Here is a 25,693-nt window from a genome sequence, read left to right as displayed (position 1 = left end):
AGCAAAGCACAGACCACTGCAGGCGCCTGGTAATTTTCTGTGGGTCGGAAAAAGCCGCGCATCATACCAGCAGCGTGGGGCTATGGCTGCTTATGGCTGCGATCGTCGTCGATGTTTTGCGCTAAAGCCAAGTGAGCCATACTGCGCGCTGGTTTTGGGGGTACGTATGCAGTGCATTAAAAAGCGTCTGGCTGGTGTGTTCGCAATGGCGATGGCCTTGTTCCTGGGGGCGCAAACCGTCTCGGCGGCATCGGCGCCACCGTTGACTCAGGTGAAAGTGCTCAAGGTCGAATCACCGGGCTGCGGCTTTGAAGATATTGCCGAGGGGCAAGCGCAGACGCGCTGCAATCACAGCGGACCGAATATAAAGGTCTACGTGCTGGAGGTCGGCTACGGACGCCAGCCGCAGGTTGCGCTGGATGGTTTTGAAGTGGACGGCACCCGGACCAAGGTCTGCGCTTTCGCTAATGGCAACCTGACTGACTGCTCGGAACGGACGAAAGTCGTCGGCTATCTGTACATCTTCAATCTGGCGGGCAAGCAGGAAGGCACCTTTACCTTCAGTAACACCTCGATCAACGCGCCCGGCAATACGATGTCGACGCAGCTTTACATCAAGTAACGGCAGGCTCGAACAAGGGTCAGGAAAGCTGACTACGCTTTAAAGATCATTCTGTGGACCGCACCCATGACCTTTAGAGCACTGATCACCCTCGCCGAGGGCATCGATGACTTGCAAGCAGCGACCCTGATCGATGTGCTGCGCCGCGCCAAGGTTGAAGTGGTGGCGGCCAGCATCGAGGGGCGGCGCATGATCACCTGTGCCCGCGGCACCCGACTGACGGCCGATGCGATGCTGGTGGATTTGCTGGCGCAGCCGTTTGACCTGATCGTCCTGCTGGGTGGTGCCGTTGGCGCACAACATCTGGCCGCCCATCAACCGTTGCAACAAATGATCAAGGATCAGGCCGCGGCCGGTCGCCTGTTCGCCGGCATCGCCGAGGCCCCGGCGCTGGCGCTGCAAGCCTTTGGCGTCCTGCGACAGCGACGCATGACCTGCCTGCCATCGGCCAGCCATCAACTGTTGGGGTGCAACTTCGTCGACCAACCGGTGGTGGTCGACGGCAACTGCATCACCGCCCAAGGCTCGGGGGCGGCGCTGCCATTTGCGCTGGCGCTGGTGGAACACCTTTGCGGCAAAGCCACGCGTACGGCGGTGGCGGGGGAGTTGGTGGTTTAGAAAATGTCAGGCGTGGGCGGCAATAGGTTCGATGAACGGTTGCTCACGGTGCTCCGCTTGCCAGAGGTCGTAGTCGGTCTGAACGCCTAACCACATCCGGGCCTTGCCAATTCCAGCACGTTCCAGCCGTACCGCCAGGTCCGGACTAAGCGGTGCGTGGCCGTGCAGCACTCTCGATAGATGCGGGCGGGCAAACCCAAGGTGTCGGGCCAGTTCTGTGACGCTGATGCCCAGCTCGGGTAAAACATCCATCAAGAGTGTCTCACCAGGGTGTGGCGGGTTGTGCATGGGCATGTCCTGCCTCCTGTCAGTGGTAGTCCAGATAGTCGATCAGTTCAATGTCCGAACCCATAAAGCGAAAAATTACCCGCCAGTTCCCCGAAACACTCAGTGACCAAAACTCAGTCAATTCACCCTTGAGCGGGTGTAACCGCCATCCCGGAAGATCGAGGTCGCCGGGAACCACTGCGCGGTCCATGAACTGCAGCAGGCGAGCCAGACGTTTCGCATGATCTACGCGGATCCCACGAGTCGAACCTGTTTCATAGAAGCCACGAAGGCCTTTGTGCTGAAAGGATTTGATCATGGGCTGAGTGTAAGGCGATACATTACACTCGATGCACTATCTATGTATTGCACCTGGTCGGCAAATTTGTGTTTGGTCGCGGTTTCAAACCTTCACTTCCTCCACCGGCACATGCATGCGGTCGCGATTTGCCAGGGTCGGGAACAGTTTGATCCACGCCCCGGTCACCACCAGTGTGCCGATACCGCCCATGACCACCGCTGGCACGGTGCCGAACCAATGGGCAGTCAGGCCGGATTCGAATTCGCCCAGCTGGTTCGACGCGCCAATGAACAGCCCGTTCACGGCGCTGACCCGGCCGCGCACTTCGTCCGGAGTTTCCAGTTGCACGAAGGACGCGCGGATCACCATGCTGATCATGTCCGCCGCGCCCAATACCACCAGCACAGCGAGGGAAAACCAGAACGATGTCGACAGGCCGAAAGCGATGGTCGCGACGCCGAAGATGCCCACGGCGGTGAACATCACCCGTCCCACTTTGCGTTCCACGGCAAACCGCGCGAGGTACAGCGACATCAGCAGTGCGCCGACGGCCGGTGCCGAACGCAACAGGCCCAGCCCCCAGGGGCCGGTCAGCAGAATGTCCTTGGCGAACACTGGCAACAACGCCGTGGCGCCACCGAGCAATACGGCAAACAGATCCAGCGAAATCGCCCCGAGAATGTCCGGACGACTGCGAATGAAACGGATGCCCGCCAGCAATGAATCCAGGGTCGCCTTGCCCTTGTTCAGCGGCGTTTGTCGGGCTGGGAGGTTAAGCATCAGGGAACAGGCGATGACGTACAGGATCACCGTCGGGCCGTAGACCCAGACGCTGCCGAATGCATAGAGCAAACCACCGAGCGCCGGCGCAACGATCGTCGCCGATTGCTGGGCCGATTGTGCGGCGGCGACGGCGCGGGGAAACAGCGCGCTGGGGACAATGCTCGGCAGCAACGCCTGGGTGGTCGGCATCTCGAAGGAGCGGGCGGCACCAAGCAGGAATGCGAGGATGAAGATCATTTCCCGGGTGACATGGTCGGTGGCGCTACCGATGGCCAGCGCCAGGGCGATCAACGCTTGCAGGGACTGGCAGATGGCGGCGACCTTGCGTCGGTCATAACGGTCAGCGACGTGCCCGGTATGCAGCATGAACAGCACCCGTGGGGCGAACTCGACCAGACCGACCAAACCCAGATCCAGCACGTTGCCGGTCAACTGATAGAGGTTCCAGCCGATGGCCACGGTAAGCATCTGAAAGCCACTGGCGGTAAACACCCGAGCCAGCCAGAACGCGATGAAAGGACGGTGATGACGTAACAGCAAGGGCGCTTGGCTGGGCATCTGTAAGCAGGTCTTGAGCGAGGGGAAGGTCGAGGTTATCACCAAGCTGTAACCAGAAGTTACGGTGAAGGAAAATTTAGTTAGCAAGACATCGATCTGAAAAAACACGGAAGTCCCCTGTGGGATCGGGCTTGCCCGCGATAGCGGCGGATCAGTCGATATCAATGTACCTGTCACACCGCTTTCGCGGGCAAGCCCGCTCCCACAGGGAATGTGTTGCTGCTTATGACCAGGCGACTGAGGCAACCTGTCACGCGGCAAAAGACCACACCGTCCATCGCCAGAAATGCGACTACTCTTTTAGCGTTGCTTGATCCAGATCAACACGCTTTGCGCAATTGATCCGGGCGGCCAGATGGCCAGATTCCCTACGTTGTGATGATTGTAGAAAAAGAACGAATTCAAATTCGCCACACTCCATATCCGTGGGGGCAGTGGGTGTAGGGCCAAAGCCCTCCAGCCGGTATTACCTGACAGAGGAAGACTTATGTTCGGTTTGGAGGCGCTCGATCTCGCCCGAATTCAGTTCGCGTTCACCATCTCGTTCCACATCCTGTTCCCGGCCATCACCATCGGCCTGGCGAGTTACCTGGCGGTACTCGAAGGCCTGTGGCTGAAAACTCATAACGACACCTACCGCGATCTGTACCACTTCTGGTCGAAGATCTTTGCCGTCAACTTCGGCATGGGTGTGGTCTCGGGGTTGGTCATGGCCTATCAGTTCGGCACCAACTGGAGCCGTTTCTCGGACTTCGCCGGTTCCGTGACCGGGCCGCTGCTGACCTACGAAGTGCTCACGGCCTTCTTCCTCGAAGCTGGTTTCCTTGGCGTCATGCTGTTCGGCTGGAATAAAGTCGGACGCAATCTGCACTTCTTCGCCACGGTCATGGTGGCCATCGGCACACTGATCTCGACCTTCTGGATTCTGGCATCCAATAGCTGGATGCAAACCCCGCAGGGCTATGAAATCGTCAATGGCCAGGTCATTCCGGTGGACTGGCTGGCAGTGATCTTCAACCCGTCGTTCCCGTACCGCTTGATGCACATGGCGACCGCTGCGTTCGTGGCCACGGCATTCTTCGTTGGTTCTTCGGCAGCCTGGCACTTGCTGCGCGGCAAGGACAACCCGGCGATCCGCACCATGCTGTCGATGGCGATGTGGATGGCCCTGATCGTCGCGCCGATCCAGGCCGTCATCGGCGACTTCCACGGCCTCAATACGCTTGAGCATCAGCCGGCGAAAATCGCCGCGATCGAAGGTCACTGGGAAAACAAAGGGGATGAGGCGACTCCGCTGATCCTGTTCGGCTGGCCGGACATGAAAGAAGAGCGGACCAAATTCGCCGTCGAGATTCCGTACCTGGGCAGCCTGATCCTGACGCACTCCCTGGACAAACAGGTGCCGGCGCTCAAGGAGTTCCCACCGGAAGACCGGCCGAATTCGACCATCGTTTTCTGGTCGTTCCGGATCATGGTCGGTCTGGGTTTCCTGATGATCTTCACCGGTTTGTGGAGCCTGTGGCTGCGCAAGCGCGACAAACTCTATACCTCGCGTCCGTTCCTGTACCTGGCGTTGTGGATGGGGCCGTCCGGCCTGATCGCGATCCTCGCCGGTTGGTTCACCACTGAAATCGGCCGTCAGCCGTGGGTGGTCTACGGTTTGATGCGCACGGCGGATGCGTCCTCCAATCACAGCTTCATGCAGATGAGCATCACGCTGGTCCTGTTCGTTGTGGTGTATTTCGCGCTGTTCGGTGCGGGGCTGGGCTACATGATGCGCCTGGTGCGCAAAGGGCCGAAAATCGACGAAGGCAAGGAAACCAATGACGGTGGTCCCGGCCAGAAACGCACACCGTCCCGTCCTTTGTCCGCAGCCGACGACAACGGTGACAGCGATCACAGCCACAGCCTGAGCAAGGAGATTTGAATCATGGGTATTGATCTTCCGCTGATCTGGGCCGTGATCATCATCTTCGGCATCATGATGTACGTGGTCATGGACGGCTTCGATCTGGGCATCGGGATTCTCTTCCCGTTCATCCCAGGCAAGAGCGACCGCGACGTCATGATGAACACCGTCGCCCCGGTCTGGGACGGAAACGAAACCTGGCTGGTCCTCGGTGGTGCCGCGTTGTTCGGTGCCTTCCCGCTGGCTTATTCAGTAGTGCTTTCGGCGTTGTACTTGCCGCTGATCCTGATGCTGATCGGCTTGATCTTCCGCGGTGTGGCGTTCGAATTCCGCTTCAAGGCCAGGGACGACAAGCGCCATCTCTGGGATAAGGCGTTCATTGGTGGCTCCGTGACTGCGACGTTCTTCCAGGGCGTGGCATTGGGTGCGTTCATCGATGGGCTGCCGGTGGTCAATCGTCAGTTTGCCGGTGGTTCACTGGACTGGCTGACGCCGTTCACGATGTTCTGCGGCGTAGCGTTGGTGGTGGCGTATGCGCTGCTCGGTTGCACCTGGCTGATCATGAAAACCGAAGGCAAGTTGCAGGAACAGATGCATGACCTGGCACGGCCGTTGGCGTTTGTGGTGCTGGCAGTGATCGGCATCGTCAGCATCTGGACCCCATTGGCCCACGCCGAGATCGCGGCTCGCTGGTTCACCTTGCCAAACCTGTTCTGGTTCCTGCCGGTGCCGATTCTGGTGTTGGTAACGATGTACGGACTGATCCGCGCCGTGGCTCGCAACGCGCACTACACACCGTTCCTGCTGACGCTGGTGCTGATCTTCCTCGGCTATAGCGGTTTGGGCATCAGCCTTTGGCCGAACATCGTGCCGCCGTCGATCTCCATCTGGGACGCCGCCGCACCACCACAGAGTCAGGGCTTCATGCTGGTGGGCACGCTGTTCATCATCCCGTTCATCCTGGGTTACACCTTCTGGAGCTACTACGTGTTCCGCGGCAAGGTCACCCACGAAGATGGTTACCACTAGACGCCCAAAACCTGTGGGAACGGGCTTGCCCGTGATGGCGCCGGCAGCGGCGCCGTCGATCTGAAGGAGGAGCGAAGCAATGACCAACAAACACACCTTGCACGACATTGAAGAAGCCGAAAAAAAGCCGCTCTGGCAGCGACTCGGTTGGCTGGCAATGATCTGGACCGGCAGCGTCGTGGCGCTGTTTATCGTCGCGAGCCTGATGCGCATGTTCATGAATGCCGCGGGCCTGACGACTCACTGATCCCATCCCGATGCCCTTGGGCACGGATTTACAACCCTCCTGCGCTGGAGGGTTTTTTTTGCCCGGGATTATTTGCGCGCTTTAAGGATCACGAACTTGGGTGTGGCTGCCACTTGTTCGACGCCGCGGAACAACCGGGCAAGCTTGCTGTGATACCCCAGATGGCGGTTGCCGACGATGTACAACGCGCCGCCCACCACCAGCGCTTCCCGGGCTTGCTGGAACATGCGCCAGGCCAGGAAGTCGCCTACCACCTGTTGCTGGTGAAACGGCGGATTGCACAGCACGACGTCCAGGGATTGAGGCTCCTGACCTGCCAGGCCATCGCCGGCACGCACGATAACATCCCGGTCCCCCAGCGCCGCGCGCCAGTTTTCGGCCGCCGATTGCACGGCCATGAACGACTCGTCCACCAGCGTGTAGTGCGCCTCAGGGTTTTGCAGGGCACTGGCGATTGCCAGAACGCCGTTGCCGCAACCGAGGTCGGCGACCCGCGCTGTGCCAAGGTTCTTCGGCAAGTGCGGGAGAAACGCCCGCGTGCCGATATCCAGGCCTTCGCGGCAGAACACATTGGCGTGGTTGAGCAACTCGATCGATGGCTCGTCGAGACGATAGCGAGTCGGATAGGGTGACGTGGCGGGCGCTTTGGCTTCTGGCGTGGCGATCAGCAGTCGCGCCTTCTTCACCGCCAGCGAAGCCTGCACCGGACCGATGTAGCGCTCCAGCAAGTCGCCGGCAGCGCGCGGCAGATGCTTGACCATCGCGGCGGCAATCACCTGGGCACCCGGCGCCAATTGACCTTGCAGGCGGATCAGTTGTTCTTCCAGCAACGCCAGGGTTTTCGGCACCCGGATCAACACACGATCAAACGGCCCGACCAAGACTTCACTGGCCGGTACGCTCGGCACGGCATCAAACGCCAGGCCGTTGCGGATAAGGTTCTTTTCCAGCCCTTGGAGGGCCAGGAACGAGTCACCGCTGCTGATCACTTGGACCTTGCCCGCCAAACTTGCTGCCAACGCGCCGAAACTGTCGTTGAGCACCAACACTCGAGAGTCCGCTGTCGGTTGCTGTGCGGCAAGGTGACTGAGCAGGTATTCGTCCGCGGCATCGAAGGCTTGCAGCGGTTCATTCGGCTGGTCGGGTTGGCGGATCAGGTCGAGTTGGGCGAAGGGCGTTTCGAGCAGGGGCATGGGGCGGGGGCTCTGGATAATAAACGGGAGTCCCGCGGCCCGGGGGCGTTGTAGCGGGCGGGACCGTCCGAGTGGACTGCGTCGTGATGTCTCACACGTCATCACTCAGGAAGGATCGCAAATGGTACGTTTTTTTCTATTGGATTGCCCGCAGGTTTTCCTTGAAACCGAGCGGTTTCAGATAGAGCCGGTCCTGGTCGCAGCGATCACCGCCGCCATCTTGTTGTTGACGCCGAATTTCTCGATTGCACTGTGTACATGGAAGTGTACGGTGCGTTCACTCAGGCACAGGATTCTGGCAACCTCGTAGGCTGTCTTGCCATCGGCAGACAGTCTTAATACCTCGATTTCCCGTGGTGACAAATGCGGCGCCAGGGGGCGAGGCGGTCTTTGCGGTTGCGCCTGTGTCACCAGAGCATGCAGGTGGCGGATGATAAAAACCGTGAAACCAAGGTTTTCATACAGCTCATAGGCCGTGATCGGGCAATGACTTCTGGCCAGGCTCAAGATGCTGCTCAAACCGCTTTGTTCATCATGGATCGATTGCGACCAGCCATGCTGTAATCCTTGTTGTTGCAGCGATTTCCAAAGCCAAGGCGTCTTGGAGAAGAGATCTTCGCTCCAGAGTACCGGTAACATTGAGTGATTGCAGTGAGCCATTATCGGATCTATTTCGATGACGTTGTTTTTTTCATATTGTGTATTCCAGTCCTGGGGAAAATTGTTCAGGTTCACACTAGTGCAGTAGGCATCATTTGTATGTGAAGTTATTGAAAAGGCACAAAATTTGTAGCCCAGGTTCTTAACAAAGTTAAGCGAAATCTGATAGGCAGTATCGATTTCCTTTGCGTGGGCCAACTGTTTCAATTGAGATTCCTTCCACATCTCCATCTCTTGTCTCCATTAATTTCTCTGGGCGCCTTGTTGGATCCAAGATCCGGCACGCCACGAGTGTAGGACGATTCCTACTGTTTTGCTGCGTCTTTTTTGCTCTTGTTAATGTCGGGAAGTGCATATCTGGTTCTTAAGCGCATTAACGTATTGAGATAACAGGTGACATGTAATGATAGGGTTTGTACAGGCTGGTTAGTTGCATGGTTATAATTGGGAATGGTTAGAATTTACATAGGGCATTATCAGTACGAACTAAAGCCACTACAAATCACCGGTGTTTACGCAGCCTGCTTTGCGGGACACTGTGGCTATCTGTTGATATGGAGTGCCCCATGACCGCCAGCGCAGAAAAATTCACTCACCAGACCTTGCTCGACGTCCAGCCATTGACCCCGAGCCTGTTCACCCTGCGCACGACCAGGGATCCAGGGTTTCGTTTTCGCGCGGGGCAATTCGCTCGATTGGGCGTGACCAAGGCCGACGGCAGCACGGTTTGGCGGGCCTATTCAATGGTGTCGTCGCCCTATGACGAATTCCTTGAGTTCTTTTCAATCGTGGTTCCGGGGGGCGAGTTCACCAGTGAGCTGAGCCGATTGGAAGTCGGCGATACGCTGCTGGTCGAGCGTCAGGCTATTGGTTATCTGACACTCGATCGCTTCATTGACGGGCGTGACCTCTGGTTATTGTCCACAGGCACCGGCGTAGCACCGTTTCTGTCGATCCTGCAGGACTTCGAGGTCTGGGAAAAATTCGAGCGAATCATCCTCGTCTACAGCGTGCGCGAAGCCCGGGAGCTGGCCTATCGTGAGCTGATTGCGGGGCTGGCGCAGCGCGATTACCTGGAAGAGCACGCCCACAAGTTGCAGTTCATCGCTACCGTAACGCGTGAGCAGCATCCTGGAACCCTGAGTGGCCGAATCACCACGCTAATTGAAAGTGGCGAGTTGGAGCGGGCAGCCGGCGTGGCGCTGACCGCCGAGCACTCGCGGGTCATGCTTTGCGGCAATCCTCAGATGATCGATGACACGCGTAAATTGCTCAAGCAACGGGATATGAACTTGAGCCTTACTCGACGACCCGGGCAAGTGGCGGTGGAAAACTACTGGTAAAAAACGGAGCTCGCCCTTGTAGGAGCGAGCTTGCTCGCGATGGACGTTAACGATAACGCGTGTTTGCTGGCCAGAAACATCGCCCTCAGGTCCATCGCGAGCAAGCTCGCTCCTACACATTTAACTGCCCGAAGGCCGTTTTTGGATGCAACACGTCACTCAGGTCGGTTGTTCTGGGCCTTGAGCAGGTCGCGGATCTCACTCAGCAGCTCTTCTTCCTTGGTAGGAACCGGCGGCAGGGTTGGCGCAACGGCCTCTTCGCGCTTCAAGCGGTTGATGGCTTTGACGCCCATGAAGATCGCGAAGGCGACGATGATGAAGTCGATCATGCTTTGGATGAATTTACCGTACGCCAGCACCACCGCCGGGACGTTGCCATCAGCCGCCTTGAGCGTAATGGCCAGATCACTGAAGTCCACCCCGCCTATCAGAAGGCCGATGGGTGGCATGACCACGTCACCAACAAATGACGAAACGATCTTGCCGAAGGCGGCACCGATGATGATACCGACGGCCATGTCGACCACGTTGCCTTTGACCGCGAAGGCCTTGAACTCACTTATCACGCCCATAGGTTGGTTCCTTGTTACAGATGAGGTTGGTGAAGGCAGTGTAAATCAGCGATACACATCTTGCTCGAAACGCCTGCTTACAATGCTTGCTGGCTATCGACCCGAGCATCGGGAAAAAGTTTTCCATGGGCCATCACTGCTGAGCGATCAGCCCTTTTTCAAGTGAGTTTTTGCGCTGTCGGATCGTTGAGCATTTCATTCTTTCTGTCCATCGGTTACCAACCTCTATCGAGCGGAGGTGGATGAGATTGATAAAAACAACGGAATAAATTGTTGCCTGAGGAGTTGGTAGAAGATAGAAAGTTCGACAAAACTCAAGACGATCAATGTTCCAGGTTGAGGGTTCGGTTATTGGGTCTGCGACCAGGTTTTTTCATTTAAAAAGAATAACTATTAGAGTCAGGGTTGTACGCTCATATTTTATTTGCTCAAGCTCTGTACAGATATTGTTGCGACTTAACGAGTGGTGCTCAGCGTGCCCGCGTGAAAAGTTATACAGGTTTTTCTAAATCGTAATATGTTTAGGGTATTTATATTGCAGGGAAAGTTACTGGCGAAGTGCCGCTGGGCCACAGCACCGCGCTGATCTGCTCCAGCTAAGCTATCATCGCGGTTTTTGCCGGGAGTTCAGATGGCCAAGGCCAAACGCATGTACGGCTGCACCGAGTGCGGCTCAACCTTCCCCAAGTGGGCCGGCCAATGCGGCGAATGCGGGGCCTGGAATACCCTGACGGAAACCATGGTGGAAAGCGGTGGCGCAGCCGCCCCCAGCGGCCGCACCGGTTGGACCGGTCAGCAAGCCCAGATCAAGACCCTGGCCGAAGTCAGCGTCGAAGAAATCCCGCGTTTCTCAACGGCCTCCAGTGAACTCGACCGAGTGCTGGGTGGCGGTCTGGTGGACGGTTCGGTGGTGTTGATCGGCGGCGATCCCGGCATCGGCAAGTCGACCATTTTGTTGCAAACCCTGTGCAACCTCGCCAAGAGCATGCCGGCGCTGTATGTCACCGGCGAAGAATCCCAGCAACAAGTGGCCATGCGTGCCCGACGCCTGGGGTTGCCTCAGGATCAGCTGCGGGTGATGACCGAGACCTGCATCGAAACCATCATCGCCACCGCCCGGCAGGAAAAGCCCAAGGTCATGGTGATTGACTCGATTCAGACGATCTTCACCGAGCAACTGCAATCGGCACCCGGCGGCGTGTCCCAGGTTCGCGAAAGTGCGGCGTTGCTGGTGCGTTATGCCAAACAGAGTGGCACGGCGATTTTCCTGGTCGGCCACGTGACTAAAGAGGGCGCATTGGCCGGGCCGCGAGTGCTGGAGCACATGGTCGACACCGTGCTGTATTTCGAGGGAGAGTCCGACGGGCGCTTGCGTCTGTTGCGAGCGGTGAAAAACCGTTTCGGAGCGGTCAACGAACTGGGCGTGTTCGGCATGACTGACAAAGGCCTGAAAGAAGTCTCTAACCCTTCAGCGATTTTCCTGACCCGTGCGCAGGAAGAAGTCCCTGGCAGCGTGGTCATGGCGACGTGGGAAGGCACGCGGCCGATGCTGGTGGAAGTTCAGGCGCTGGTGGATGACAGTCACCTGGCCAACCCGCGCCGGGTTACCCTCGGCCTGGATCAGAACCGGTTGGCGATGTTGTTGGCGGTTCTGCACCGTCACGGCGGCATTCCTACCCACGATCAGGATGTATTCCTTAATGTGGTCGGCGGAGTGAAAGTGTTGGAAACGGCTTCCGACCTGGCATTGATGGCCGCAGTAATGTCCAGTTTGCGTAACCGGCCATTGCCCCATGATTTGCTGGTGTTCGGTGAAGTGGGCTTGTCCGGCGAAGTGCGCCCGGTGCCGAGTGGTCAGGAACGCTTGAAAGAAGCGGCCAAGCACGGCTTCAAGCGCGCCATCGTGCCCAAGGGCAATGCGCCGAAAGAGGCGCCGCCAGGGTTGCAGATTATTGCGGTAACCCGTCTGGAACAGGCCCTCGACGCGCTGTTCGAGTAACTTCAGGCAAAACAAAGATCCTGTGGGAGCGGGCTTGCCCGCGATAGCGGACTGTCAGTCGGCATTAATGTGGGAGCTGAAGCTGTCATCGCGGGCAAGCCCGCTCCCACATTGGATCTGGGTCAGGTCAAATCTCTATGAGCGCACCCAATTCCCGCTCAAGCTCCTGCGGGTCACCAAGGTTGAGCTCAATCAGCCGCCGCAGGCGTCCGATGGACTCCAGGCTGATGTGTTTGCAGGCAAATCCGAGCTGGCCATGGTCATCGTGGGTCAGCTGCACATCCATCTTGATGTTGACCTCATCGCTGAGATGAACATCGACCAGGAAATGCCACTCCGGGTTACCCAACCAAGGCTCGGGCTTTTCGATAAGCACTCCCTTCAGCGACAAGTCGATCAGCCTCACCGGCCAGATGAGTTCTCCCTGGCTCAGCTCCGTTCGGGCATCGAACGCAATACGTTTGAAGCGGCGGCGATCGACAGTCTGGTCGCTCATGGCGCAATCCTCGATAAGGTTCGCTGACTATAGACCCGCATTGTCAAAGCCTGCCAGCCAAGACAATTCTCTAGACCAATGTTGGGGTATGGCCTTTGTTGCCAGTAGCGCTAAACTCGGGATGGCTGTCTTTCTTGTCCACTCTGGCTGGAATCATAAAATGAAAAATAATAATAGCCTGGCACGCCACATACCCTGGCTACTGCTGGCAATCGTAGGAGCGTGCGCTCTTGGTGTAGTGGCATTGCGCCGAGGAGAGGCGATCAACGCCTTGTGGATTGTGGTCGCTGCCGTGGCCATCTATCTGGTTGCATACCGCTATTACAGTCTGTTCATCGCTAACAATGTGATGCAACTCGACCCGCGACGGGCCACCCCCGCCGTGCTCAACAATGATGGTCTGGACTACGTCCCCACCAACAAACACATCCTTTTCGGTCACCACTTCGCCGCCATCGCGGGTGCGGGGCCGCTGGTCGGTCCGGTCCTGGCGGCGCAGATGGGCTACCTGCCTGGTACGCTGTGGCTGATCGCCGGGGTGGTGCTGGCCGGTGCGGTTCAGGACTTCATGGTCCTGTTCATGTCCACCCGCCGCAACGGCCGCTCCCTGGGCGACATGGTTCGTGAAGAAATGGGCCGCAACCCCGGCACCATCGCGCTGTTTGGCTGCTTCCTGATCATGATCATCATCCTCGCGGTGCTGGCGCTGATCGTGGTCAAGGCCCTGGCCGAAAGCCCGTGGGGCATTTTCACTGTGATGGCGACCATCCCGATCGCGATGTTCATGGGCATTTACATGCGCTACATCCGCCCGGGCCGCATTGGTGAAATCTCCGTGGTCGGCGTGCTGTTGCTGCTGGGTTCGATCTGGCTGGGCGGGCAGATTGCCGCTGATCCGGTGTGGGCCAAGGCGTTCAGCTTCACTGGCGTGCAGATTACGTGGATGCTGGTCGGTTACGGTTTCGTAGCCGCTTCGTTACCGGTCTGGCTGATTCTGGCGCCGCGAGACTACCTGTCCACGTTCCTGAAAATCGGCACCATCGTCGCCTTGGCGATCGGCATCCTGATCACCATGCCAGAGCTGAAAATGCCGGCATTGACCCAGTTTGTCGATGGCACCGGCCCGGTGTGGAAGGGCGGGATGTTCCCGTTCCTGTTCATCACCATTGCCTGTGGCGCGGTCTCCGGTTTCCACGCGCTGATCTCGTCCGGCACCACGCCGAAACTGCTGGATAACGAGGTCAACTCCCGTTACATCGGTTACGGCGCCATGTTGATGGAGTCCTTCGTCGCCATCATGGCCATGGTCGCCGCTTCGGTGATTGAGCCAGGCGTGTACTTCGCGATGAACAGCCCGGCGGCGATCGTCGGCGGTGATGTGGTGGCTGTGGCTCAAACCGTCAGCAGCTGGGGTTTCGCGATTACGCCGGAAGCGCTGCAAGCGGTGGCCAAGGACATCGGTGAAACCACTGTCCTGGCCCGTGCTGGCGGTGCACCAACCCTGGCGGTCGGCATCGCACAGATCCTGCACAGTGTCCTGCCGGGTGAAAACACCATGGCGTTCTGGTATCACTTCGCGATCCTGTTCGAAGCGCTGTTCATCCTCACCGCGGTAGACGCCGGTACTCGCGCCGGGCGCTTCATGCTCCAGGACTTGCTGGGTTCCTTCGTGCCGGCGCTGAAACGCACCGAATCGTGGACCGCCAACCTGATCGCCACCGCCGGTTGTGTGGCGATGTGGGGTTGGTTGCTGTATCAGGGCGTAATCGATCCGCTGGGTGGCATCAATACCTTGTGGCCGCTGTTCGGTATCTCCAACCAGATGCTCGCCGGTATCGCGCTGATGCTCGGCACGGTCGTGCTGATCAAAATGAAACGCCAACGCTACGTTTGGGTGACCATGCTGCCAGCGGTATGGCTGTTGATCTGCACCACCACTGCAGGCTTCATCAAGCTGTTCGACGCCAACCCGGCGATCGGCTTCCTGTCGCTCGCCAAAAAATACAGCGACGCCCTGGCCAACGGCCAGATCCTCGCCCCGGCCAAGGACATCACTCAAATGCAGCACGTGATCTTCAACGCCTACACCAACGCAACGCTGACGGCGCTGTTCCTGTTCGTGGTCTTCAGTATCCTGTTCTATGCGCTCAAGGTCGGTATTTCCGCCTGGGGCACCAAGGAACGTACCGATAAAGAAGCGCCATTCCAGGCTCTGCCGGATGCGTAATCGAGGATTGCACCATGTTCAATGACCTGAGTCGCCTCGGTAAATACCTCGGTCAGGCCGCGCGCCTGATGGTCGGCATGCCCGACTACGACAACTACGTCGAGCATATGCAAAGCAAACACCCGGACAAACCGGTGATGAGCTACGAGATGTTCTTCCGCGAACGTCAGGAAGCCCGTTACGGTGGCAAGGGTGGGCCGAAGTGCTGTTGATGCTTCGGGCTTAGGCAACACAAGCTTGTAGGAGCCGGCTTGCTGGCGATGGCAGTCTTCAGGACGCCATCGCCGGCAAGCCGGCTCCTACAGTTTTTTAGCGCACGGGAGATTTTTGTTTTGCTCACCCCAATTCCAGTCACGATCCTCAGCGGCTTCCTCGGCGCTGGCAAGACCACCTTGTTGCGCCACCTGCTCAAAGCCGAGCACGGCCTGAAAATCGCCGTGATCGAAAACGAATTCAGCGACGCCGGCATCGACACCCAACTGTTGGGCGACGAGCCGGTGCAAGTGATGACGCTGTCCAATGGCTGCGTCTGCTGCACCATCCACACTGACCTGACCAAGGCCCTGTACCTGCTGCTCGAACGCCTGGACAGCGGTGAGATCGCCTTCGACCGCCTGGTGATCGAATGCACCGGCCTGGCCGATCCAGCTCCCGTGGCGCAAACCTTCTTCATCGACGAAGAATTGCGCGAGCGCTACATCCTCGACGGCATCATCACCCTGGTGGACGCGGCGCATGCCGACCAGCACCTGACCCAGACCATCGCCCAGGCACAGATCGGTTTCGCCGACCGCTTGCTGGTGAGCAAGCGTGATCTGGTGGACGAACCTGCCTTCACCACGTTGAGCGAACGCCTGACCCGGATCAACCGCCGCGCACCGATCCGCGTGGTCGACCACGGCAAGATAGACCTGGCCGAACTGCTCGACGTGCGTGGCTTCAATCTCAATGCCGACCTCGGCGGTGGCATCAGCCTGCGCCCGGTGAGCAAGGCGCCCTCAATCGACCGCATTTCCAGCCTGGTGCTGCGCACCGATAAACCGCTGGATATCGACAAGCTCAGTGAGTTCATGAATGAACTGCTGGAAGAGCATGGCAAGCAACTGCTGCGCTACAAAGGCGTGTTGAGCATCGTTGGCGAGCCGCGGCGCATGGTGTTCCAAGGGGTGCTGAAGCTTTACGGTTTCGATTGGGACACGGAGTGGGCAGAGGGTGAAACACGCGAAAGCGTGATCGTGTTCATTGCCGATGATTTGCCGGAAGAGAAGATTCGCGAAGGGTTTGCGCGGGTGGCGGCGGATTAAAGCCAGAAGTTGCAGCGAACCTTAAGCCGCCATCGCGAGCAGGCTCGCTCCCACATTTGAAATGCAGTCCCCTGTGGGAGCGAGCCTGCTCGCGAAAGCTGACTAACCAGCGGCACAATTTTGGCCCCGTGCCGATACAGGGCTCAGCAACATGTCTTCCAGATAATCCAGATGCCGGTTGAGCACGGTTTCCCCCTTCGTTGCATCACCTTGCTCCAGCGCATCCACAATCTCCAGGTGCGCCCGCCACGCGCAATAATCCGTCGACTGCTCATCAAACTGCGCAAGCGCCAACGAAGTCAGCGGTATCAGGCTTTCGAGAAAGTGCGCCAACGGTGCATTCCCTGCCATTTGCGCCAACCGCAGGTGGAACTCGCCCGACAGACGCAGCGTCCGGCCTAGTTCTGTGCATTGGCGTTCGCTTTCGATCAGCGCGCGAAGGCGTTTCATGTCCTGTGCAAGAGGCTGCTGACAGGCCAATCGCACCAGCATGACTTCGGCCAGTCGCCGCGCGTGCAGTGTCTGTCGGATCTGTTCGGCATCAATTTCGGCTACGCGGGGGCGATGGTTGACTCGAAGGACGATGATCTGCTGATGGGACAGTTGCATCAGCACCTCGCGAACATCGCTGCGTCGAACGGCGAACATTTGCGCCAGGCTTTCTTCGGTGAAGCGGCTTCCCGGATGAATTTTCTGTTCGAGAATTGCCTCGAAGATTCGTGCATACAGATCATCCACCGACGGCGCAAAGGGCAGGGCAACAAGAGTCTGCGGTGAGGCGAAGCTGTTCATGGCCTGTCTCCAGTTCGAAGAGGGTTCAACTGCCGAAGTTGTCGTCCGGGATGTTCAATTCGATGCCCATTCGCTGGCCTTCCCGGAGGATGTGCCGACGCATCTCGGCACTGGCCTGGGCGCTGTTCTTGCTGCGGATCGCCCGCACCACGGCTTCGTTTTCCTCGAGACGTTCCGCCAGGTGCTCCGGGGAATTACGCAGCACCTCGGCGCTTTGCTTGAGGGCGTTGCTGGTCTGCTGCACTACGCTCTGGAAGATCGGGTTCGAGGTCAACGTGAACAGTTCTTCGTGGAACGCGATATAGGCGTTGACCCCGGCTTCGCTGTCGTTGGCTTCCAGGGCTTCGCGCATGTCCATCAGCGTCAGGCGCAACTGTCCGACTTCCTTGCTGCTGATCGACTGCGCCACCAGGCCGACAATGAACGGTTCGAGGGTGTAGCGCAGTTGCAGCACATCCTCCAGGCTCGCGCCGGCCACCGCGCTGTCGTGGCGTTGGCTGTCGCTGAGATTGGCCTCCAGCACGACCACGCCTTTGCCCGGCATGGAACGCACCAATCCGAGGGTTTCCAGCACGATGACCGCTTCTCGCAGGCTCGGGCGGCTGATGCCCAGTTGTTCGGCCAGTTCCCGTTGCCCCGGCAACATTTCGCCGGAGCGCCACTGACCACGGGCCAGCGCGGCCCGAAGTTTTTCTACTACTGAATTCACAACGGTCGACGAGGTGATCACTGTTCGCTCCATGAGCATCCAAAACGATTGATGGCCGTGCCTGCCCGAAGACAGGCACAGCGATTATTCAGAATTCCTGCTGATGTGCCGGGGCGGCAGGTTTTCTCGGCTGGAAGGTATAACCCACCTGGCCGGAAAGCACCTTGTTCGCCCGTTGGATATCGATGTCCTTTTCCCAGCGAGCGATGGCCACGGTGGCGACGCAGTTGCCAATCAGGTTGGTCAGCGCCCGGCCAATGCCCATGAACCAGTCCACTGCCAGCACCAACACCAGGCCGACCACTGGAATCGCCGGGATTGCGGTCAGGGTCGCGGCAAGAATCACCAGCGCCGAACCGGGAATGCCGTGAGCTCCTTTGGAGGTGATCAGCGACACCAGCAGAATCGTCAGCAAATCGGTCATGGCCAGCGGCGTGCCGGTGGCGTTGGCGATGAACACGATGGCAAGGGTCAGGTAGATCGAGAAACCGTCCAGATTGAACGAGTAGCCGGTCGGAATGACCAAGCCGACCGTCGAGCTGCCGATGCCCAGATGCTCAAGCTTGCGCATGATTTGTGGCAGCACGGCGTCGGAAGAAGCGGTGCCCATGACGATCAGCAGTTCTTCGCGCAGGTACTTTAGCAACGGCCACATCCGCAGGCCGGACAAGCGCATGACCAGGCCGAGAATCAACGAAACGAACGCCACGCAGGTCAGGTAAAACAGGCCGACCAGACTGCCCAGATGCTGCAGCGAGTCCAGGCCATATTTGCTGGTAGTGAACGCAATCGCGCCGAACACGCCGATCGGCGCCAGGCGCACGATCATGCCCATGATGCGGAAGATCACGTGGCTCAGCTCATTGATCAGCCGTGAAATGCCCGATGCCGCTTCACCCACCAGATTCAGCGCGCTGCCGAACAGCACCGAAAACAGCAGGACTTGCAGGATGTTGTTGTCGGCAAAGGCGCCGATCACCGAGGTCGGGATCAGGTCCATCAGGAATTGCGTGGTGGTGTGCATGTGCTGACCGCGCTGGGCGATGTCGCCTATGTCGGCGGCGGAAAGCTGATCCAGATGAATGTTCGCACCGCTACCGATGCCAGTGCTGAACGCGAACACCAGGCCGATCACCAGTGCGATGGTGGTCAGCACTTCGAAGTAGATCACCGATTTCAGGCCGATGCGTCCGACCTTCTTCAGGTCGCCGGCACCGCTGATGCCGCTGACCACTACGCAGAACACGATCAAGCCGATGAGCATCTTGATCAGCTTGATGAAACCGTCGCCGAGGGGTTTGAGTTGGGCGGAGTATTCGGGAAGGGTCAGCCCGCAGACGATGCCGAGCACCAGTCCGAGAACCACTTGGAGGAAGATTGAACGCGAGCACCATCTGAGCATGGGAGGAATCCTGGTCGGTGTCCTGGCTGCCGTGCGCTTAAGCGCATCAGATTCAGGACTTAATTATTGTGGTCTTACCGGTATGTCCAGTGCAGGCGCAGTCTAGGCGCTGTTTTGTGGCGTACGCAAGTGGAAATTGCGTGATTGGCATGACCGGTCTTACCAGTTGTGCAGGAAGTCCCGACCTTGAGCCTTCTCATATGAAAAATGCCAGTCGGCTGGGCTGACTGGCATCGGGTGACATTTGCAGGGGGCGGTTCTCGGCGGCTGGCCAATCAATAGTCTTGTGACTGACTATTCGATCGACGATCTCGACTCATTATGATTTTGTCGAATAGACATCACGAGGGTCGCGGTCAAGGATTTTTAATGTAAAAACCAGCGGGCTCCCGATGCGGTTTGGATCATCAGTCAAAACCGGGAAGAAGGGTGGTTCGCCGTAAGTTTTAACCGGGCGCTGTTGCGGCCCGGTGTAAAGACAAACTTCGCTGACATCGTCAGGAATTTCATCAAGTTTTACAACTTCACCGGCACTGTTAATGATGCGGTAGAAAGTTGGGTCATCTCCCTTGAATTTGCTCAAGTTCCGAGGTGATCCTTCCATACTTGCCGTTTCATTAAAAAGTCCGTCAACTCTTTTAATTCTGATCGTATACACACCATTTTGATGTTTGAAGTAGAACGTTTCGGGCGTTACACCTTCGCCATAGCTCAGCTCCTGGGGGTCGCTCTCGCGGAGGTCACGAAGTAACTGGCGTAGTTCGCCTTGGATTTCTTGGCTTTCCAGCATTTTGCCAAGGACTTTTCTGGCCTCTGCAACCGGCTTGTCACCGACAAAAAGTTGCGCGGTGAATGATTGGTCTACATCCGAGTTTTGCATGATATATGTCTCTTCCTTGATCGATGAATAGCCCTGGTGTTGGGTTGTTCAGTGTGTTGGGTTTCGCCATTTGTAGGCGTCGGAAGAGGCTACCATGAGATTTTAAAGTCTGAGTTTCAGGTGTGTTGCAAAATAATGGATTTGATCCGGTAATATGATCTTTGAAGAGGTTGTTGTTTTTATTAGTTGTAGTTGGCAGGCATAAAAAAACCGGCACAAGTGCCGGTTTTTTTATTGCGGTTAAACGGGGCTTATTAAGCGCCGTACACCGGCAGCTTCTTGCAGATAGCCTTGACCTTCTCACGAACGGCGTCGATCACCGCTTCGTTGTTCAGGTCAGCCAGGATGTCGCAGATCCAGCCAGCCAGTTCCTTGCACTCTGCTTCCTTGAAGCCGCGAGTGGTCACAGCCGGAGTACCGAAGCGCAGGCCGGAGGTGACGAACGGGGAGCGTGGGTCGTTTGGTACGGAGTTCTTGTTCACGGTAATGAACGCCTTGCCCAGAGCGGCATCAGCGTCTTTACCGGAGATTTCCTGCTTGATCAGCGACAGCAGGAACAGGTGGTTTTCAGTACCACCGGACACCACGTCAAAACCGCGCTCGATGAACACGCCGGCCATGGCCTTGGCGTTTTTCACCACTTGTTGCTGGTAAGCCTTGAACTCAGGCTGCAGCGCTTCCTTGAAGCAGATCGCCTTGGCAGCGATCACGTGTTCCAGCGGGCCGCCCTGGGCACCCGGGAATACCGCGGAGTTCAGCTTCTTCTCGATGTCGGCGTTGGCGCGAGCCAGGATCAGGCCGCCACGTGGACCGCGCAGGGTCTTGTGCGTGGTGGTGGTCACGACGTCAGCGAAAGGCACCGGGTTCGGGTAGACGCCCGCGGCGACCAGACCGGCCACGTGGGCCATGTCGACGAACAGGTAGGCGCCAACTTTGTCAGCGATTTCACGGAAGCGCGGGAAGTCCAGAATCTGCGAGTAAGCAGAGAAACCGGCCACGATCATTTTCGGCTTGTGCTCAACCGCCAGGCGCTCGACTTCGTCGTAGTCGATCAGGCCGTTGGCGTCGATGCCGTATTGAACGGCGTTGTACAGCTTGCCGGAGGACGAAACGCTGGCACCGTGGGTCAGGTGACCACCGTGGGCCAGGCTCATGCCCAGAATGGTGTCGCCCGCTTGCAGCAGCGCCAGGTAAACGGCGCTGTTGGCTTGCGAACCGGCGTGCGGCTGAACGTTGGCGTAATCAGCGCCGAACAGTTCTTTTGCACGGTCGATGGCCAGTTGCTCGACCACGTCGACGAACTCGCAACCACCGTAGTAGCGCTTGCCCGGATAGCCTTCGGCGTACTTGTTGGTCAGTACCGAGCCTTGAGCTTCCATCACCGCTGGGCTGGTGTAGTTTTCCGAAGCGATCAGCTCGATGTGTTCTTCCTGGCGCTGAGCTTCTTGCTCCATGGCGGCAAAAAGGTCGGCGTCGTACTTGGCAATAGTCAAATCACGGCTGAACATGGCGGTCCTCAAGGATCGGGGCAGAAAAGGGGGGCATTCTAACCCAATGGGTTTTAGATGGCATATGAAAGGACATCATGTCGCAGACAAGTGGCGTTCATGCAGGGATCGGCGGTGATCGTGCCGGCCCCTTCGCGGGCAAGCCTCGCTCCTACGGTCGGTGAGATCTGTAGGAGCGAGGCTTGCCCGCGAAGACTTCAGCGGCGGCAGCACACAATTCAGTCGAACATGAACAACGCATCATTACTGAACTGCGCTTCAAACCGGCTCGCCGGCATTGGCCGCCCAAACAGATACCCCTGAACCTCATCACACCCATGCTCACGCAGGAAGTCGAGCTGCTCGTGGGTTTCCACGCCCTCGGCGATCACCGCCAGGTTGAGGCTGTGGGCCATGGCGATGATCGCCCGGGCAATTTGCGCATCCTGTTCGCCCGACGGCAGGCCGTCGACAAAGGTGCGGTCGATTTTCAGCACATCGATCGGGAACTGCTTGAGGTAGTTCAGCGACGAGTAACCGGTGCCGAAGTCGTCGACCGCAATGCTCAGGCCAAGGTTTTTCAGGCCGGCGAGAATCTGCATCGCTTCGCTGACTTCGCGCATCAGGATACTTTCAGTCAGCTCCAGCTCCAGGCACGCCGGGGGCAGGCCGGTTTCCTTGAGGATGGTGGCGATCCGCGTGCCGAGCTGGCCATCGGAGAACTGCCGGGCCGAAATGTTCACCGACACCTTCGGCACCCGCACCTTGGCCTGATGCCAGGTCTTGAGCTGACGGCAGGCCTCGCTGATCACCCAATCGCCGACATCCACCACCAGGCCGAGCTCTTCGAGTACCGGAATGAAATCGCCCGGCGGCACCAGGCCGCGTCGAGGATGACGCCAGCGCAGCAAGGCTTCGGCACCGGTCAGGCGTTTGCCATCACCGCTGAACTGCGGCTGGTAATACAGCACGAATTCGTTTTGCTCGAGGGCATGACGCAGGTCGCTTTCCAGCTCCAGACGCTCCAGGGCGCTGGCGTTCATGTCTGCCTGATAGAACTGGAAGTTGTTCTTGCCGCGCTCCTTGGCGTGGTACATCGCGGTGTCGGCGTTCTTCATCAGCTGGCTGAGCTCGTTGCCGTCCTGCGGGCTCAGGGCGATGCCGATACTGGCCGTGACGAAGAACTCGCGGCCTTCGAGGACGAACGGTTTCACCAGGCTGGCGAGAATCTGTTCCGCCACATGAATCGCCCGGTTCAAGGCAATTTCACGGTTGATGCGCGGTTGCAGCAACAAGGTAAATTCATCGCCACCCATGCGCGCCACGGTGTCGTCATCGTCGACGCACCCAAGCAGGCGCGTGGCCATTTCCTTGAGCATGCGATCGCCGGCGGCGTGGCCCAGCGAGTCGTTGATCGGTTTGAAGCGGTCGAGGTCGAGGAACATCAGCACCACCCAGGACTTTTGCCGCTCAGCCGATTGCAGTGCCGTGTGCAGACGGTCCTGGAACAGCGTGCGGTTGGGCAGGTGAGTCAGGGCGTCGTAGTAGGCGAGGCGGTGAATCCGCTGTTCACTGGCCTTGCGCTCGCTGATGTCACTGAAGAAACATACATAGCTCGCCAGATCGCCTTCGTCGTCCAGCACCGCGGTGATCCCGACCCAGGCCGGGTAATGCTCGCCGTTGCGTCGCTTGAGCCAGACTTCGCCTTCCCAGGTGCTGTGCTGATGCAATTGCTTGAGCACATAACGCAGATGGGCTTCCTGCTGGTCATCGACGGTCAGCATGTTCGGCAACTGGTCGAGCACTTGCTCCACGGCATAACCGCTGACGCGACTGAACGCTTCGTTGGCCTGGACAATGTAGCCGGCCGGGTCGGTGATCAGGATCGCCGAGGTCGAGTGTTCAAACACCGTCGCCGCCATGCGCAGGTCTTTTTCGGCCCGGCGTTGCTGGCTGATGTCGCGACCGACGCCCAGTACGCCCTCGAATGCACCGTGTTCGTCCCAGACCAGCACCAGCCGCAGTTCGATCGGAATCTTGCGCCCGTCAGCCCGCAGGCAGTCGAACAAGAACAGTTGGGTCTGCACCTGACTGCGCAGCAGCGCCAGTTGCTCGGGTTTATCCAGCGCTTTGCCGACCCGGTCCATCAGATGGTAAATGCCGCTCAGTTGTTGCGGGTTGGCGATGGTCGATTGCCAGCCGTTCTGGAAAATCCAGTCGACGTCGTAACCCAGCACGGCTTGTACCGACGGGCTGACGTAGTTGAGCGCCATCTTGCTGTCGGTGGAGAAAATCACGTCGCTGATGCTTTCGGCGAGCATCCGGTAACGCTGCTCGCTGTCACGCAAGGATTCACTGGCTTCGATTTGCTCGGTGATGTCCTTGGCCACGCCGATGATCCGCGTGACCTGATCGTTCTTGTCCCGCGCCAGGGCTTGTTCGCGAATCTCGAATCGCCGCCATTTGCCGTCCCGGTGACGAAAGCGCAGCTGGCATTGCAGCAATTGCCGGTAACCGGCGTGCCGCTGGATCTGGCGCGAGCGGTGGTAGAAGTCGGCATCTTCGGGGTGCAGGAGGATTTCCCAGAAGTATTCGCCCATCTGGTGCAACTCGGTGCGGTTGTAACCGAGTGTCTGGCCCAGGTGGTGGTTACTAAAGATCATTCGCTGGCTGATCACGTCTTGCACATACAGATGATCCGGCACCGTGCGCACCACATCGGACCAGAATCCTTCACGCTCCAGCAGCGACAGTTCGACGAGCTTGCGGCTGGTGATGTCGGTGATGCTCAGGATCACTGCTTTATAGTCGTCCTGATCTTCCGGCAGGCGCAGTACCAGCCACAAGTGCTGGTCGCGGCCATGGGCGTCCTGGAGTTTGATTTCCAGCTCGAGCTGTTTCTGATGATTGAGCACGGCTTCAAGCATTTGATTGCCGATGGCGGTGCCGCTCAGCGGACCGCCGTCGATCAGCAGATTCCAGGCCTGCTGGCAGGAATTGACGTTGAGCAGTTGCAGGGCAACCTGGTTGACCTCGGTAATACGCAATTCTTGCAGCAAGGTCTGACGCTGCTCCGGAGTCTCCAGCCAGGCGCGCAGCTGTTCGTTGCTGTGCAATTGGGCCTTGTCGAAGCAGCTTTTGAGACCGGACACGTCAAGTACACACAGGGCAACGCCGGTGCCTTCGAAAATATCCTGATAACGCCGGCGGCCTTCGTGCAGCTGGCGTTGGCGGCGACGCATGTTTAATAGGGCGATGAACGGCAGCAGCGAGAAAGCCAGGCCCAGCAGGCACTTGCCGATGAACGCTGGCAGCAGCTCTTCAAGCACTCGCTGCCGGTCGAACAGCCCACGCAGTTGCCAGTCGCTGCTGCTCAGGGGGACGGTCAGCACGCTGTTGGCCATGTCTTCCTGGGTCAACATGCCCGGATTGACCGAGGGCATCGCTTCATCGCGACTGATGATCTGGTGATTGACGCGGTTTTCCACCAGCCAGAGCGGGCGGATAGCGGCTTCGTTTTGTTTGGACAAGGTCGAGAAAAAGCCCGGCGTCAGGCGCAGGGCCCAGTAGCCACGGGTGCTGCCGCTGGCTTGATGCAGCAGCAGATGCACCACTGAACCGTCATCGGCGTTACTGAAATAGTGCGCCTGGGCGCGGCTGCGCCGAACCAGCTCGCTCAGGTAGTCGGCATCATCGCTGTCGGCGGCGCTGTCACTGAGAATTTTTCCGGAGGGACTGAGCAGCGCCAGGCTGCGCAGCTCAGGCAAGGATTGCTGCAGTTTGCGCAGCAGGGCCTGCTGGTCGTCGGCGCTTTGCGGTTGCTCGACGATCGGTAGCAGGTTGAGGGCGATCTGTGCGTTCAGCGCCATGTTCAGGCTGACTTGCGAAGCCAGGTCGGCGGTGTAGTCGATGGTGTACTGACGCTGGCTTTTCTGGGTTTCGCGAAGCTGGTCCAGTAGCTGCCAGAACAGCAGTGCGAGCAGCATCAAAACGAGTGTCGCCAGTGCGCCCTTCAATGTACCGCGCAGGGGAGAGCCAGCCGCAACAGTCGGTGCACGGGTGGTCAGGGGCGGAGTGACATTAGACAAACTGTAATCCTGCGGATTGGCTGGACTGGCGCGGCGTGCACTATAAGCCGGACGCCCGAAGGGCGGCTAGCATGCCTTGAGTTGTGGCAAAGTGCCAGCCCCGCCCGGCTGGACGGCCTTCCGTCATTCAGGTAGCTTTGCCGGTTACGCGGGAGCGTTCCAGCTCCTAGAATCAGGTTTTTTCAGCGCGCAGCATTGATACCCATC

General features: G+C 58.4%; 23 protein-coding genes. 10 read left to right on the top strand and 13 right to left on the bottom strand.

Annotation, left to right across the window (positions count from 1 at the left end; all coding sequences use genetic code 11):
• The first annotated feature begins 166 nt into the window (after positions 1–166).
• Positions 167–622 carry a DUF4879 domain-containing protein gene (locus tag AEQ67_RS00800; RefSeq protein WP_059402041.1) on the top strand — a complete coding sequence of 152 codons (456 nt, stop codon included), beginning with the start codon at positions 167–169 and terminating at the stop codon, positions 620–622.
• A gap of 66 nt (positions 623–688) precedes the next feature.
• Complete coding sequence (locus AEQ67_RS00795) at positions 689–1,240, top strand: DJ-1 family glyoxalase III (protein WP_059402040.1); 552 nt, start codon at positions 689–691, stop codon at positions 1,238–1,240.
• Between the two features lie 6 nt (positions 1,241–1,246).
• Here AEQ67_RS00795 and AEQ67_RS00790 read toward each other — a convergent pair whose 3' ends face one another.
• The 3 genes from AEQ67_RS00790 to AEQ67_RS00780 form a co-directional block, all read right to left on the bottom strand.
• Complete coding sequence (locus tag AEQ67_RS00790) at positions 1,247–1,534, bottom strand: HigA family addiction module antitoxin (RefSeq protein ID WP_059402039.1); 288 nt, start codon at positions 1,532–1,534, stop codon at positions 1,247–1,249.
• 13 nt (positions 1,535–1,547) lie between these two features.
• Positions 1,548–1,826 (bottom strand): type II toxin-antitoxin system RelE/ParE family toxin, encoded by a 279-nt coding sequence (locus tag AEQ67_RS00785; RefSeq protein WP_059402038.1) that lies wholly within the window; start codon positions 1,824–1,826, stop codon positions 1,548–1,550.
• An 84-nt stretch (positions 1,827–1,910) separates the two neighbouring features.
• Positions 1,911–3,149: an MFS transporter gene (locus AEQ67_RS00780; RefSeq protein WP_059402037.1), complete on the bottom strand. Its 1,239-nt coding sequence runs from the start codon at positions 3,147–3,149 to the stop codon at positions 1,911–1,913.
• Between the two features lie 487 nt (positions 3,150–3,636).
• Here AEQ67_RS00780 and AEQ67_RS00775 point away from each other — a divergent pair, with 487 nt between their 5' ends.
• The 3 genes from AEQ67_RS00775 (at position 3,637) to AEQ67_RS33485 (ending at position 6,334) form a co-directional block, all read left to right on the top strand.
• Positions 3,637–5,076, top strand: a complete 1,440-nt coding sequence (locus tag AEQ67_RS00775) for a cytochrome ubiquinol oxidase subunit I (RefSeq protein WP_059402036.1) — start codon at positions 3,637–3,639, stop codon at positions 5,074–5,076.
• A gap of 3 nt (positions 5,077–5,079) precedes the next feature.
• The gene (gene cydB / locus AEQ67_RS00770) at positions 5,080–6,087 is read left to right on the top strand and encodes a cytochrome d ubiquinol oxidase subunit II (RefSeq protein ID WP_059402035.1); all 1,008 of its coding nucleotides are present in this window, start codon (positions 5,080–5,082) and stop codon (positions 6,085–6,087) included.
• Positions 6,088–6,166: 79 nt separating this feature from the next.
• The gene (locus tag AEQ67_RS33485; protein WP_082377757.1) at positions 6,167–6,334 is read left to right on the top strand and encodes a DUF2474 domain-containing protein; all 168 of its coding nucleotides are present in this window, start codon (positions 6,167–6,169) and stop codon (positions 6,332–6,334) included.
• Positions 6,335–6,402: 68 nt separating this feature from the next.
• Here AEQ67_RS33485 and AEQ67_RS00765 read toward each other — a convergent pair whose 3' ends face one another.
• Together AEQ67_RS00765 and AEQ67_RS00760 are read right to left on the bottom strand one after the other, a co-directional pair.
• Complete coding sequence (locus AEQ67_RS00765) at positions 6,403–7,527, bottom strand: methyltransferase (RefSeq protein WP_059402034.1); 1,125 nt, start codon at positions 7,525–7,527, stop codon at positions 6,403–6,405.
• 177 nt (positions 7,528–7,704) lie between these two features.
• On the bottom strand, positions 7,705–8,418 hold the full coding sequence (locus AEQ67_RS00760; RefSeq protein ID WP_059402033.1) for an autoinducer binding domain-containing protein: 714 nt from the start codon (positions 8,416–8,418) through the stop codon (positions 7,705–7,707).
• A gap of 335 nt (positions 8,419–8,753) precedes the next feature.
• On the opposite strand from AEQ67_RS00760, the gene AEQ67_RS00755 reads away from it, so the two are divergent.
• Positions 8,754–9,530 carry a ferredoxin--NADP reductase gene (locus AEQ67_RS00755; protein WP_059402032.1) on the top strand — a complete coding sequence of 259 codons (777 nt, stop codon included), beginning with the start codon at positions 8,754–8,756 and terminating at the stop codon, positions 9,528–9,530.
• 155 nt (positions 9,531–9,685) lie between these two features.
• Here AEQ67_RS00755 and mscL read toward each other — a convergent pair whose 3' ends face one another.
• Positions 9,686–10,102, bottom strand: a complete 417-nt coding sequence (mscL, locus tag AEQ67_RS00750) for a large-conductance mechanosensitive channel protein MscL (protein ID WP_059402031.1) — start codon at positions 10,100–10,102, stop codon at positions 9,686–9,688.
• Positions 10,103–10,733: 631 nt separating this feature from the next.
• Here mscL and radA point away from each other — a divergent pair.
• Complete coding sequence (gene radA, locus AEQ67_RS00745; RefSeq protein WP_007937264.1) at positions 10,734–12,101, top strand: DNA repair protein RadA; 1,368 nt, start codon at positions 10,734–10,736, stop codon at positions 12,099–12,101.
• Positions 12,102–12,228: 127 nt separating this feature from the next.
• On the opposite strand, the gene AEQ67_RS00740 is transcribed toward radA, so the two are convergent.
• The gene (locus AEQ67_RS00740) at positions 12,229–12,597 is read right to left on the bottom strand and encodes a PilZ domain-containing protein (protein ID WP_059402030.1); all 369 of its coding nucleotides are present in this window, start codon (positions 12,595–12,597) and stop codon (positions 12,229–12,231) included.
• A gap of 160 nt (positions 12,598–12,757) precedes the next feature.
• On the opposite strand from AEQ67_RS00740, the gene AEQ67_RS00735 reads away from it, so the two are divergent.
• The 3 genes from AEQ67_RS00735 (at position 12,758) to yjiA (ending at position 16,128) form a co-directional block, all read left to right on the top strand.
• The gene (locus AEQ67_RS00735) at positions 12,758–14,824 is read left to right on the top strand and encodes a carbon starvation CstA family protein (protein WP_059402029.1); all 2,067 of its coding nucleotides are present in this window, start codon (positions 12,758–12,760) and stop codon (positions 14,822–14,824) included.
• A 14-nt stretch (positions 14,825–14,838) separates the two neighbouring features.
• Entirely contained in the window at positions 14,839–15,036 is a 198-nt protein-coding gene (locus AEQ67_RS00730; protein WP_008052036.1) for a YbdD/YjiX family protein, read from the top strand.
• A 120-nt stretch (positions 15,037–15,156) separates the two neighbouring features.
• Positions 15,157–16,128, top strand: coding sequence for a GTPase (yjiA, locus tag AEQ67_RS00725; protein ID WP_059402028.1), 972 nt, complete (start codon positions 15,157–15,159; stop codon positions 16,126–16,128).
• A 102-nt stretch (positions 16,129–16,230) separates the two neighbouring features.
• Here the strand turns inward: yjiA and AEQ67_RS00720 are convergent, their stop codons facing one another.
• The 6 genes from AEQ67_RS00720 to AEQ67_RS00695 all read right to left on the bottom strand — a co-directional run bounded on the left by AEQ67_RS00720 (position 16,231) and on the right by AEQ67_RS00695 (position 25,486).
• Positions 16,231–16,920: a GntR family transcriptional regulator gene (locus tag AEQ67_RS00720; protein WP_059402027.1), complete on the bottom strand. Its 690-nt coding sequence runs from the start codon at positions 16,918–16,920 to the stop codon at positions 16,231–16,233.
• A gap of 25 nt (positions 16,921–16,945) precedes the next feature.
• Entirely contained in the window at positions 16,946–17,650 is a 705-nt protein-coding gene (locus tag AEQ67_RS00715) for a FadR/GntR family transcriptional regulator (protein WP_059402026.1), read from the bottom strand.
• A gap of 67 nt (positions 17,651–17,717) precedes the next feature.
• Positions 17,718–19,031 (bottom strand): C4-dicarboxylate transporter DctA, encoded by a 1,314-nt coding sequence (locus AEQ67_RS00710; RefSeq protein ID WP_059402025.1) that lies wholly within the window; start codon positions 19,029–19,031, stop codon positions 17,718–17,720.
• Positions 19,032–19,350: 319 nt separating this feature from the next.
• Positions 19,351–19,911, bottom strand: coding sequence for a hypothetical protein (locus AEQ67_RS00705; protein ID WP_059402024.1), 561 nt, complete (start codon positions 19,909–19,911; stop codon positions 19,351–19,353).
• A gap of 254 nt (positions 19,912–20,165) precedes the next feature.
• Entirely contained in the window at positions 20,166–21,419 is a 1,254-nt protein-coding gene (gene glyA / locus AEQ67_RS00700) for a serine hydroxymethyltransferase (protein ID WP_059402023.1), read from the bottom strand.
• A gap of 218 nt (positions 21,420–21,637) precedes the next feature.
• Positions 21,638–25,486, bottom strand: a complete 3,849-nt coding sequence (locus tag AEQ67_RS00695; protein ID WP_059402022.1) for a sensor domain-containing protein — start codon at positions 25,484–25,486, stop codon at positions 21,638–21,640.
• Positions 25,487–25,693 lie beyond the last annotated feature (207 nt).

Origin of the sequence: Pseudomonas sp. RIT-PI-q (assembly GCF_001297125.1) — a bacterium.
In the GTDB taxonomy this organism is placed as follows: Bacteria; Pseudomonadota; Gammaproteobacteria; order Pseudomonadales; family Pseudomonadaceae; genus Aquipseudomonas.
The sequence above is the reverse complement of the archived record's forward strand: the minus strand, read 5'-3'. Positions and strand labels throughout refer to the sequence as shown.